Here is an 11855-nt window from a genome sequence, read left to right on the forward strand (position 1 = left end):
CAACAATAACAGTCACAGATGTCGGCCAATAGGTCGCGACTATTAAAAGCAGATGTTTAGTCTGATTGAACTTCTCGTCTTTTTTTACTAGTCGCGATTAGTTATTGCTGAGCATTCATTCACTTATTCTGAAAAGAGATTTTCAGATGAAGGATATACAATGTTTGAAAAACCAGTTGTAAAGTCATTCCAGTACGGTAACCACACCGTTACTCTAGAAACGGGCGTAATGGCACGTCAAGCTACTGCTGCTGTAATGGCGACTATGGACGATACATCAGTATTCGTTTCTGTTGTTGCTAAAAAAGAAGCTGTTGCGGGTCAAGATTTCTTCCCTCTAACAGTTAACTACCAAGAGCGTACATACGCTGCGGGCAAAATCCCTGGTGGTTTCTTCAAGCGTGAAGGTCGTCCATCTGAAGGCGAAACACTAACAGCTCGTCTGATTGACCGTCCAATTCGTCCACTTTTCCCAAGTGCGTTTAAAAACGAAGTTCAAGTTATCGCTACGGTTGTTTCTATCAACCCTGACGTAAACCCAGACATGATCACTATGATCGCAACGTCTGCTGCGCTTGCTATCTCTGGTGCTCCATTCAATGGTCCTATCGGTGCTGCACGTGTTGGTCACATCGACGGCGAACTTGTTCTTAACCCATCAAATACTGAGCTTGAAAACTCTAAACTAGACCTAGTTGTGTCTGGTACAGAAGGCGCAGTACTTATGGTTGAATCTGAAGCAGATAACCTATCTGAAGAAGAAATGCTTTCAGCTGTTGTTTACGGTCACGACCAACAACAAGTTGTAATCAAAGCAATTAACGAGTTTGCTGCTGAAGTTGCAACTCCATCTTGGAACTGGGAAGCGCCAGCAGTTAACACTGAGCTTAAAGCTAAAGTTGCTGAGCAAGCTGAAACACGTCTATCTGACGCGTACCAGATCACTGAGAAAATGGCTCGTTACGAGCAAGTTGGCGCAATCAAGAACGACACTGTTGAAGCTCTAATTGCACAAGACGAAAACCTAGATGAGCGCGAAATCCGCGGCATGCTTGGTTCTCTAGAGAAAAACGTAGTACGTAGCCGCATTATTGCTGGCAACCCACGTATTGATGGCCGTGAAAAAGACATGGTTCGTGCGCTAGACGTACGTACTGGTGTTCTTCCACGTACACACGGTTCTTCTCTATTCACTCGTGGTGAAACTCAAGCACTTGTTACTGCAACGCTTGGTACACAACGTGATGCACAAATCATCGATAGCCTAATGGGTGAGAAGAAAGACAACTTCCTTCTACACTACAACTTCCCTCCATACTGTGTAGGTGAGACTGGTTTCGTTGGTTCTCCTAAGCGTCGTGAAATTGGTCACGGTAAGCTTGCTAAACGTGGTATCCAAGCAGTAATGCCTTCTGTTGACGAATTCCCATACACAGTTCGTGTTGTATCGGAAATCACAGAATCTAACGGTTCTTCTTCAATGGCTTCTATATGTGGTACATCTCTAGCACTTATGGATGCTGGTGTTCCAATCAAAGCTTCTGTTGCGGGTATCGCAATGGGTCTTGTTAAAGAAGGCGACGATTTCGTTGTTCTTTCTGACATCCTTGGCGACGAAGATCACCTAGGTGATATGGACTTTAAAGTAGCAGGTACTAACGCTGGTATCACTGCACTTCAAATGGACATCAAGATCGAAGGTATCACTAAAGAGATCATGCAAATTGCTCTTAACCAAGCGCAAGGTGCACGTAAGCACATCCTTTCTGTAATGGATGAAGCTATCTCTGGTGCTCGTGAAGATATCTCTGAATTCGCTCCACGTATCCACACAATGAAAATCAGCTCTGATAAGATCAAAGATGTTATCGGTAAAGGCGGCGCAGTTATCCGTGCTCTTTGTGAAGAAACGGGTACTACAATCGAAATCGAAGACGATGGCACAATCAAGATTGCTGCTACTGAAGGCGCAGCTGCTAAAGAAGCTATCCGTCGTATCGAAGAGATCACTGCTGAAGTTGAAGTTGGCCGCATTTACCAAGGTAAAGTTGCTCGTCTAGCTGACTTCGGTGCATTCGTTACTATCCTTCCAGGTAAAGATGGTCTAGTACACATCTCTCAAATCGCTGATAAGCGCGTTGAGAAAGTGTCTGACTACCTAACTGAAGGTCAAGAAGTACCAGTTAAGGTTCTTGAAATTGACCGTCAAGGCCGTGTACGTCTAAGCATGAAAGAAGCAGTTGAAACGCCAGCTGAAGGTGAAGCACCTGCTGCTGAGTAATTCTTAGCCTATTAATGGGACTATCGCTTTTTAGTGATTTCTAACCCATTGGTAAAAAAGCATGTTATAAAGGGGAGCATATCGCTCCCCTTTTTTATTGCGGTCATAACAGGAGTAATTATTTGTGAAATGGTTTCAAACCGCGAGTATGTGTTTACTGCTTGTACTGACAGGTTGTGCGACAACATCAGATAACACCTCACGTTGGGTTTATCCACCAATGGCTGTGCCGCTGCAACCAAGCGTTCAGCAAGAGGTTCAAATTGCACGTCTTAGTCAATTATTACAGCGCCCGGACTTGAATGATGAAGTTCGATCTAAGATGCTGTTTGAACGTGGTAACTACTACGATAGTGTTGGCCTGCGTGATCTAGCACGTCTCGACTTCAACCAATCTCTTTCATTGAACCCTGCTCAACCTGATATCTTCAACCTTTTGGGGGTTTACTTTACGCAGGTAGGGGAGTTTGATGCGGCTTATGAATCTTTTGATTCTACGTTAGAGCTTGATCCTGCAAACTCTTACGCAGAAAGAAATCGTTCTATCGCACTCTACTACGGCGAGCGCTATGATTTAGCCAATGAAGAGATGACGAAGCATTATACCGATGCTCCAAGTGATCCATTCCGTGCGCTTTGGTTGTATATCATTCAGCACGAAATCACGCCAGAGCAAGCCAAGCTTGATTTGCAAAAACGTTACGAAAGCCGTGATGAGCAGTGGGGTTGGGTATTAGTCGCGATTATGCTTGATGACATTACTGAAGAGCAGGCTTTTAAGGCCATCTTGACCGGTACTCGTGACAACACGTTACTTGCGCAGCGTCTAACTGAGACATATTTCTACCTTGCTAAGCGTTACCACATGAATGGGGACTACGCGAATGCGATCTCTCTGTACAAGTTGTCAGTGTCTTTCAATGTGTATGAATATGTAGAGCATCGTTACTCTTTCTTAGAGCTAAGCCGTATATTTACTACTCTTAAAGCCGAGCACTTAGCAAAAGTTAAGTTGGCTGAGGCCGAAGAAAAAGCCGACACAAAGTAAACGATATATTTTGATTCCGAACAACCGCTGCCTGTCAGCGGTTTTTTTATGTTCCTTTTTTATAAACAGGTGGGGGGGGGGGCTCGTTTTTGATTGCTTTTTATTTAAACAACACTAAAATAGTTAGCCTTGCTAACTAAATGCTATTCTTGATTAGGTGAGTATGCTGAACCAGAATTTAGAAAAGATTGAGCGCTTCGCCTCTAAGATATGGCGAACTCAGGTAAATGAAGATCCTATTTGCCAATTGAGCTTCAATGAGTATGACTATTTGAAGGTCATTCAATCTTCTCCTGAACCGATCCGATTGACTGATCTTGCGATTGAGATGCAGGTGACCAAGCCTTCAGCAACCACTATGGTTCAGAGACTTGAGAGAAAGGGGCTTGTTGAGCGTAAAGTTTCGCTCGAAGATGCGAGGTCTAAGTTGGTCGTATTGACCAGCAAAGCTGAAGTCGGCTTAGAAGAAGAAAGTAAGATCTATCAGGTCATGGCACAGATATTGGAAAGTCGTTTGTCTGAGCAAGAATCTCAGCAGCTAAACCTGTTATTAAATAAAGCTTTGAAGTAAATAATTTAGATATTTAGTTAGCCTTGTTAACTAATTTTTCGAGTCATATCTTGTTGATATGCGACTCACAGATGAAAGTAGAGTAAGAAATGAGTAACTCAATTAGTCGCCAGTTTTGGCGATACACAATCCCTACTGTGGCTGCCATGTTGGTTAATGGCCTTTACCAAGTGGTGGATGGCATCTTCATTGGCCGCTATGTGGGGGCTGATGGACTTGCAGGTATCAATGTTGCGTGGCCTGTGATTGGTTCGATTCTCGGTATTGGTATGTTGGTGGGTGTAGGTACAGGTGCGCTTGTCTCGATTCGCCAAGGTGAAAAAGATACTCAAGGCGCTAAGGAGATCTTAGCAACAGGTTTAACCTTGTTGTTGGCGATAACACCTATTGTTTCTGCATTGCTGTTTTTGTTTGCTGATAACTTCTTGCTTTGGCAGGGCGCAGAAGGGAGAGTGTATGAACTTGGCCTGCAATACTTACACATTCTGATTGGCGCGAGTGTCTTCACGCTAGGTTCGATCGCGATGCCGTTTTTACTGCGTAACGATGACAGCCCTAACTTAGCCACCATACTGATGATTGTCGGTGCGGTGATCAATATAGCTCTGGATTATCTGTTTATTGCTCAGTTTGGTTGGGAGTTGAAAGGTGCAGCACTGGCAACCGCGATTGCTCAGTTTGTAGTAACCGGTCTGGGTCTGGCTTACTTCTTCTCACGTCGAGCAAACCTGCGCTTGCGTTGGAATGAACTGAGACTGAAGTTATCGGTAATTCCTGAAATCTTCGCTATCGGTACATCAAGCTTCTTTATGTATGCGTATGGTTCGATGATGGTTGCGCTGCACAATGCGTTGTTCTCTCAATATGGCGACCAGTTGATGATTGGTGCTTACGCGATTTTGGGCTACATAGTGACGGTTTATTATCTCACAGCTGAAGGCATCGCCAACGGCATGCAACCATTGGTGAGTTATAACCATGGTGCGCGTAACCAAGCGAATATCCGTAAGCTACTTAAGATTGCGATGATGAGTTCGGTATTGATTGGTGTGGCGTTCGTGCTGCTTCTGAACGTGTTCCCACGTGAGTTTGTGTCAGTCTTTAACTCAGATGAACCTCAGCTAGTTGAGTACACCGTGTTGGGTATTCGATTGCACATGTTTGCACTGGCGCTTGATGGTTTCTTAGTGGTAGCGGGTGCTTACTATCAGGCGGTCAACAAAGGCAGTAAAGCGATGTTTGTCATGCTAGGTAATATGCTTATCCAGTTACCTTTCTTGTACATTATGCCTAAGTTGTACGGTGTGCCGGGGATCTGGGTTGCGTACCCACTGTCTAATATTGCGCTAAGCGTGGTGGTGATGGTGATGCTCTACAAAGATGTAAAGAAGCTCGATGTCTCACCGATGAATACAGCGGCGGCATAGGTCGTATTTCTTAAGTAGAATTAAAAAGGTCTAGCGAATGCTAGACCTTTTTGTCTCTGTGGCTGATGGGTTTAACTCTAGAAACTAGATGTTTTTAACGTCTAAACCCGCAAGCTGATGCCAGTAGCCATTGCACTGGCGGCTTTCAATCTTCATTGGTTTTTGACCTTGCTCGTTCGCTCTGAAGTTATTGATTTCAGAGAAAGTGTCGATACCCAATGGACTCAGGCGAACGACATCGACCAAGTCATGCATGCTCGGTAGATCATTGACTAGGTTGTAGCAGTAACCTGATTGCGTCTGGATACCATTAAGGTTAAATACCGATTGGCCTTCTTGGCTTTCGACCTGTAGACCTGTTGGGTATTTGATGCAGCAGGTTTCGCAATCGTCTTTGGCTTTGTTCTCTGCTCGGGCTGTAAAGCAACGTGCAGAGTAAGCAAGAGGTAAGTAGCCATGGCTAAACACTTCTACTTCGAACTTATTACGAATATTAAGCTCTTCGCACTGTTTCATTACGTTGCTTAGCCACTCGCGAGAAAGCTCAACGGGCATACACCAACGCGTCATACCTTGTTTCAAGAACAGGTTCAGAGTGCGTGCATTGTAGGTGTTCACCGCAGGACCAACAACAAAAGGCACCTTACTTTCACTTGCCAGTTGAATCGCAGATACATCATTGGCTTCAATGGCGAAGTCACCGTTATCAATGTACTTCTTCATGATGTTGACTTCGCTTGGGGCTTCTAGCAATGCCATGGTTGAAAGTACCACTTGCTTACCTGAATCAGACAGCTCTTTTGCTATGTCCATCCAGTGTTTTGCTTTCATCTCACGGCGCTTTGAGCACACCGCTTCACCGAGGTAGATGATGTCGGCAGAGCTTGATTTTGCTTGCTCATAGAAGCTTTCAACATCTTGTTTTGGCCAAAAATAAAGTAGAGGGCCTAATGCGTATTTCATTGAGTTCTCCATTTGGCTCTATTGCCATTTACGGTGGTAAGCGCCAAGCGTGGTTTGTGTACCTTCAGATACATTCGCCAGTGTCGCATTCCAAGCTTGTTCCACTTGGTATTGTTCAGGGTTCGCTAAGTAGCGATCGATGGCTGCGCGCCAAGTGCGAGTGACTTGCTCGACATAAGCAGGGCTACGTTGGCGACCTTCAATCTTCACAGAAGCAACATTCGCGGCGAAAAGCTCAGGCAACATAGATAGTGTGTTAAGGCTAGTTGGCTCTTCAAGTGCGTGATAACGCTTTCGCTCACCATCTACTTCTGCTTCAAATCGGCCTTTACATAGCGTTGGGTAACCTGCGTTCTCACCTGCTTCATACTTGTCGATAAGGATTTCGTTCAAGCGAGATTCAAGTCCGCCATCCGTTTCTTGCCAGCGAACGTATTTTGCTGGAGAACATGCCCCAACCGTATTTGGCGATTCACCCGTCATGTATGAAGAGAGGTAGCAACGGCCTTCTGCCATGATACATAAGCTACCAAAAGCGAATACTTCGAGGTCAACGTCAGAAGTGATGTTACGAGAAAGCTGTTTGACCTGATGGATCGACAATACGCGCGGCAATACCACACGCTTAACGTTGAAATTTTTATGATAGAAGTCGATAGCGGTTGCATTGGTCGCAGATGCTTGTACTGATAAGTGCAGCTCTAGTTCTGGATATTTATTTGCAGCGTACTCGAGCACCGCAATGTCAGCGATGATCAGCGCATCAACGCCTAGTGCGGCGGCGTTATCTACAGCGTTAGTCCAGCGTTCGAAGCCGTTTGGGTGAGCAAAAGTATTTAAGGCAACGTGAATTTTCTTGTTGCGGTCATGCACATACTGCACAGCACGATCGAGCTTTTTACCCGCAAAGTTAAGGCCTGCGAAGTGTCGGGCATTCGTATCGTCTTTGAATCCGATATAGACAGCATCCGCACCGCAATCAATAGCGGTTTTCAAAGCAGGTAAGTTACCCGCTGGGCATAAGAGTTCCATTTGCTCACTACCAATAGAATAAAATTGAAGCGAGTATTTTATGAAGAATTATGAATGACGGAATTGATGTAAGGCAGGTTTAGATGGATAAATCTGCTTTTACCCCATTTGAGGTACTGACGAATGGCGAATTTACGCTTTAGCTTGGTGTTGGAGGGCGTGTTTAATTAATTCTTGTGACGACGGTTTTGGGCGAACAGTTCTTCAACCTCTTGTTTTGGTTGAGGGCGATAGAAGTGGAAACCTTGAATTGAACCACAGTTGAGGTTAGACAGCAGGGTTGCTTGTTCACTGGTTTCGACACCCTCTGCAACCACGGTTAAATCGAGAGATTTCCCAAGGTTGATGATGTTTTCAATTACGGTAATTTGCTTTGGTAAGGTATCGATATCTGAGATAAAAGCCCGGTCAATTTTAAGCTCATCAATCGGAAAGCGAGCAAGGTAAGATAGAGAAGAGTAACCCGTGCCAAAGTCATCGATGGATAACGCAAAGCCAAGTCTCTTAATCGCGTTCAGCATTTGAAGCGTGTGCTCACTATCACTCATTACGGCACTTTCTGTAAGCTCAAAGGTAATCGCACTTGGATCTAGCTCAGTAGAACGCAGCAACTTCTCCATGAAATCAATCAATTTTGGATTACCAAACTGCTCTGGTGAAAGGTTGATCGCGACGCGACCAGGTAAAATACCTTGCATCTTCCAACGTTTCACCGTGGCAAATACTTCGCGCATTACCACACGACCAAGTTGTTCAATAAGGCCAGCACGTTCCGCTACTGGAATAAATGCGGCAGGGCTAATATAACCTTCTACAGGGTGCTTCCAACGTACCAGAGCTTCTGCTCCGTTAATGGTGAAGTCACGCGCATTTACTTTTGGTTGGTACCAAACCTCAAGCCCGTTCTGTTGCAGTGCTTTTTGCAGTTCTATCTCAAGCCACAGTCGCATTCGCGCTTCTTTGTTCATCTGTTCGTTGAACTTGATCAGGCGGTTGCGTCCACGATCCTTAGCTTCATACATTGCGGTGTCAGCATTCTGCAGCAAGATACGTGCGTCACTGCCATCGTGAGGAAAGCTCACACTACCAATCGAGCAGGCTAAACGCTTGCTAAAATGGTGGAGATCGAAGGGTTGGTTGATCAGAGATATGATCTTTTCAGAGAGTATTTCAGGTGTTCGTGGGTGTTCAGGTTCAGGCAGAATAATACCAAATTCATCACCGCCTAAATGGCCAATAATAGCTTGACGAGGCAGTTGTCGTTTTAAGCGAGATGCGACCTCTTTAATCACTTTATCACCGATGTGGTGGCCAAGTGAGTCATTGATATTTTTGAAGTTATCGATGTCTAAGTAGAGCATCACAACAGGGGTCTTGTTGTGAATGAACTGCTCAAGGCTTTTGGTAAACCCAAGTCGGTTGTAGAGCTTAGTCAGTGTATCGATGTAGGCATCTTCACTGTTAGCGGGTGTGTATTGTTTTGTTGTTTCTTGAGCGTCTTGAATAAGTACGAGTTGGGTACTGCTCCCAAGAATGACCGTCGAGTCGATATTTAACTGAACTTTACGTTCAAAGCCACATCGAGCACCCGTTAAACAAACCAAGCCAGACTCAGAAATAATGGAGCTGAGGTCATTATTAAAGACTGTTTTGGTTTGTTCATCGATAAATAATCGGCCTAACTCTTCGCCAATCAATTCTGTGGTGGAGTTAAAACCAAGTAAGCGCGCAGCTGCAGGGTTCGAAGACAGAATGTAGTCGTTTTCAACTAATAGCAATCCGTCTGGGAGCAGGTGAGATAGCTTGTGGAATTTCGCTTCAGACTCTTCTAAAGAACGGACAAGTACTTGGTTTTCAGATGTATCGAAGGCGTGAAAGATGATGTATTCAGTCTTTTTACCATTGGTAAGCGGAGATAGGCTGAAATGAAGGCTAGTGTCTAAAGCCGTTTCGTTTAGGGTGATTTCGGCCTCAATCGTTTCGCCATTGAATGCACGCTCATAATAAGGCTTTAGGTGTTGATAGAATTGCTCGCCCAAGGTTTGGCGGTCATTCATGCCTACAAGCTCTGTTTTACTTAAACCAGCAATATCACAGTAACGCTCATTCACCATAAAATAGTTATGTTGAGCATCAAGTACCGCAAAAAAGAACGGGCTGTTTGCAGTAAGCTGTGTAAACCAATGTTGTAGTTGCTGGGGAGGCATCAAAGTACTACCAATTCTCCAAGAGCTTGAATATTCACTATCGATAAACATTGATTGCTTTTTGTTCAGCTATCGATGTTTACTTGTGAGTGCAGCGATTCGCTGTGATTTTCATGACCAGAGTTACTATAACTGTGATTATCAATATATTAAAGGTCGAGCATCAAACTGAATTAATTTGATACATAACAGTAACTGAGATCTCAACATCATCTATGATGCTTTCTATATTATTGACAAAGTTACGGATAAGTCACGTGATAAACAAGATACGCACTCAACTAGTTCAAAATGCCGCATCAATTTTGCGATCTCCAGTCCAGTTATTACCAAAATCAGTACAAAAAAAAGCCTTATTAGAAGCATTGAAAAATGTATTCAAGGAGGCTTTAGAGGATGGTGATTTTGAGTTCTTAGAAGACAAGTGGCTTAAAGTTTCAATAAAAGATATGGGGTTAAGTTGGTGTATTAGCTACAAAAATGAGCAACTAGTTGTCGCTGATAAAGAGGTCAATGAAGATGTGAGTTTTAGTGGCAATCTAAATGATCTCGTGTTGATTGCTGGGCGAAAAGAAGACCCAGATACGCTTTTCTTCCAACGTCGACTGTCTATTGAGGGCGATACCGAGCTAGGCTTGGAAGTGAAAAATTTGATGGATAGCGTCGATTTAGACTTATTGCCGACTCCTATGAAAACTTTGTTAAATCAATTAGCTGATTTTGTGCAGAAGGGAGTACAATCCCCAGATACACAAAGTGAGGTAATGAATGCTTATTCGAACTGAAGCACCGGCAGATATACTTGTCATCGATCGTTTATTGAAATCTGTTTTTGAAACGGATGCAGAAGCTAATTTGGTTATGAGCTTGCGTGAGAATAGCCATTTAACGCTATCGCTGGTGGCTTGTTCTGATGAAGGGGAGGTGGTTGGTCACCTGATGTTTAGCCCTCTTACTCTTGATGGTGACGATCATAACTGGCAGGGGCTCGCACCTCTCGCCGTGAAAGAAGAGTTCCGCAATCAAGGCATTGCCAAATCACTGGTTGAAGACGCATTTTCTACTTTGGTAGATTTTGGTTACCCAGCCTGTGTTGTACTCGGTGATCCTGCTTACTACGGTCGTTTTGGTTTCAAGGCGGCGAGCGAATTTGGCCTGAGTTGTGTTTGGGATGTGCCTGAAGGCGCTTTTCAAGCGATTGAGTTGGTAGAAGGGGCGTTTGCTGGGCATTCTGGTGAAATTGCTTACAGCCCAGAGTTCAACGACTTATAAGCTGATTTACCACTCAATAAGATACAAACTGATTTAGTCTAAATAAAGGAGCTTGATGCTCCTTTATTTTTTGTTAGTATCAGCCCCAATGAGCACCGTTTAAGTTCACTCGAAGAATATTAATACCAACAAACCAAAGGTTACGACCGCTAGATATGTCACAAACACACGCGCAATATCTACAAGAGATGGGCATTAGCCAATGGGAGTTAAGTCACCCAGAGCGTTTGGCTGGTTATGAATCTGAATTGACTCTGTTATCGAATGATTGCAAGTTACTGTTGGTTTCACCAGAAAAACCTCAGGATGATCTCGCCGTGATGTTTGAGCGAGTACTCAAAAGTATCAAGCTCGACTTATCTCAAGCTTTACACCTTCAACCGCAACACTTGTCTGCTGTGGATTTAAGTTCGGTTGAATGGGTATGGTTTGCTGGTTGCGAATCTGCCCATGAACTGAAGGCAAAAACACTTCAATCTCCATTACTGTCTGACATTAACGGTAATAACCAACATCGCCGCGACTTATGGCAACAAATTTGTGCTTATGACTAATCAATTTTTACCGACTTCACAACAACACCTAGATGCTATTTGGCTGATAGAGCAGGCCGCGCATTCTCATCCTTGGTCTGAAAATATGATCCGTGATCTTAATAGTCGTGGAGGCAGCCACCGTGTTTTAGAAGTCGATGGAAAGGTTGTCGGCTATTTCTATGCTCAGAACATTGTCGGTGAGGTTACTTTGCTGACGATAGCGGTTGACCCTAAGCAGCAAGGCAAAGGTTACGGTAAGGCTTTGGTTGAGCACTTTCTCGATATGTGTGAACAAGCTGACGCGGAAAGTGCTTGGCTGGAAGTTCGCGAAAGTAATGTGAATGCTTTTAATCTTTACGAGAAGGCTGGCTTTAATGAAGTCGACCGCCGTCGTAACTATTATCCAACCAAGCAAGGCAACGAAGACGCCATCATTATGAGCTATCTTTTTATGTCTTTTAGCTAGGGCGTGTTGATCTTTGCTGTACATTTCGCGTTCAACAATACATCGGTAGCCA

11 protein-coding genes are annotated in these 11855 nt (G+C 44.1%); 8 read left to right on the forward strand and 3 right to left on the reverse strand.

Features of this window, described 5'->3' with window-relative positions:
* Positions 1-160 precede the first annotated feature (160 nt).
* The 4 genes from pnp (at position 161) to AB6C75_RS01120 (ending at position 5327) form a co-directional block, all read left to right on the forward strand.
* The gene (gene pnp / locus AB6C75_RS01105) at positions 161-2281 is read left to right on the forward strand and encodes a polyribonucleotide nucleotidyltransferase (protein ID WP_372106469.1); all 2121 of its coding nucleotides are present in this window, start codon (positions 161-163) and stop codon (positions 2279-2281) included.
* A gap of 124 nt (positions 2282-2405) precedes the next feature.
* On the forward strand, positions 2406-3329 hold the full coding sequence (nlpI, locus tag AB6C75_RS01110) for a lipoprotein NlpI (protein WP_372106471.1): 924 nt from the start codon (positions 2406-2408) through the stop codon (positions 3327-3329).
* Between the two features lie 163 nt (positions 3330-3492).
* Complete coding sequence (locus AB6C75_RS01115) at positions 3493-3900, forward strand: MarR family winged helix-turn-helix transcriptional regulator (protein ID WP_041472897.1); 408 nt, start codon at positions 3493-3495, stop codon at positions 3898-3900.
* A gap of 89 nt (positions 3901-3989) precedes the next feature.
* Complete coding sequence (locus AB6C75_RS01120; protein ID WP_102249132.1) at positions 3990-5327, forward strand: MATE family efflux transporter; 1338 nt, start codon at positions 3990-3992, stop codon at positions 5325-5327.
* A gap of 84 nt (positions 5328-5411) precedes the next feature.
* Here the strand turns inward: AB6C75_RS01120 and AB6C75_RS01125 are convergent, their stop codons facing one another.
* The 3 genes from AB6C75_RS01125 to AB6C75_RS01135 all read right to left on the reverse strand — a co-directional run bounded on the left by AB6C75_RS01125 (position 5412) and on the right by AB6C75_RS01135 (position 9529).
* Positions 5412-6290: a U32 family peptidase gene (locus AB6C75_RS01125; protein WP_009847534.1), complete on the reverse strand. Its 879-nt coding sequence runs from the start codon at positions 6288-6290 to the stop codon at positions 5412-5414.
* Positions 6291-6308: 18 nt separating this feature from the next.
* Positions 6309-7322 carry a peptidase U32 family protein gene (locus AB6C75_RS01130; RefSeq protein WP_372106473.1) on the reverse strand — a complete coding sequence of 338 codons (1014 nt, stop codon included), beginning with the start codon at positions 7320-7322 and terminating at the stop codon, positions 6309-6311.
* Positions 7323-7489: 167 nt separating this feature from the next.
* Positions 7490-9529: a bifunctional diguanylate cyclase/phosphodiesterase gene (locus AB6C75_RS01135; protein ID WP_009847532.1), complete on the reverse strand. Its 2040-nt coding sequence runs from the start codon at positions 9527-9529 to the stop codon at positions 7490-7492.
* 257 nt (positions 9530-9786) lie between these two features.
* Here AB6C75_RS01135 and AB6C75_RS01140 point away from each other — a divergent pair, with 257 nt between their 5' ends.
* The 4 genes from AB6C75_RS01140 to rimI all read left to right on the forward strand — a co-directional run bounded on the left by AB6C75_RS01140 (position 9787) and on the right by rimI (position 11803).
* Positions 9787-10314 (forward strand): SCP2 domain-containing protein, encoded by a 528-nt coding sequence (locus AB6C75_RS01140; RefSeq protein ID WP_009847531.1) that lies wholly within the window; start codon positions 9787-9789, stop codon positions 10312-10314.
* Positions 10298-10801 carry a GNAT family N-acetyltransferase gene (locus AB6C75_RS01145; RefSeq protein ID WP_009847530.1) on the forward strand — a complete coding sequence of 168 codons (504 nt, stop codon included), beginning with the start codon at positions 10298-10300 and terminating at the stop codon, positions 10799-10801. The genes AB6C75_RS01140 and AB6C75_RS01145 overlap by 17 nt, the downstream gene beginning before the upstream one ends.
* A gap of 155 nt (positions 10802-10956) precedes the next feature.
* Positions 10957-11355 carry a DNA polymerase III subunit psi gene (locus tag AB6C75_RS01150; RefSeq protein ID WP_009847529.1) on the forward strand — a complete coding sequence of 133 codons (399 nt, stop codon included), beginning with the start codon at positions 10957-10959 and terminating at the stop codon, positions 11353-11355.
* Positions 11348-11803, forward strand: coding sequence for a ribosomal protein S18-alanine N-acetyltransferase (gene rimI / locus AB6C75_RS01155; RefSeq protein ID WP_371694945.1), 456 nt, complete (start codon positions 11348-11350; stop codon positions 11801-11803). Before AB6C75_RS01150 ends, rimI begins: the two co-directional genes overlap by 8 nt.
* Positions 11804-11855: the final 52 nt, after the last annotated feature.

The organism is Vibrio sp. 10N.237.312.B06, from assembly GCF_041464685.1.
Classification (GTDB): Bacteria; Pseudomonadota; Gammaproteobacteria; order Enterobacterales; family Vibrionaceae; genus Vibrio; species Vibrio tasmaniensis_A.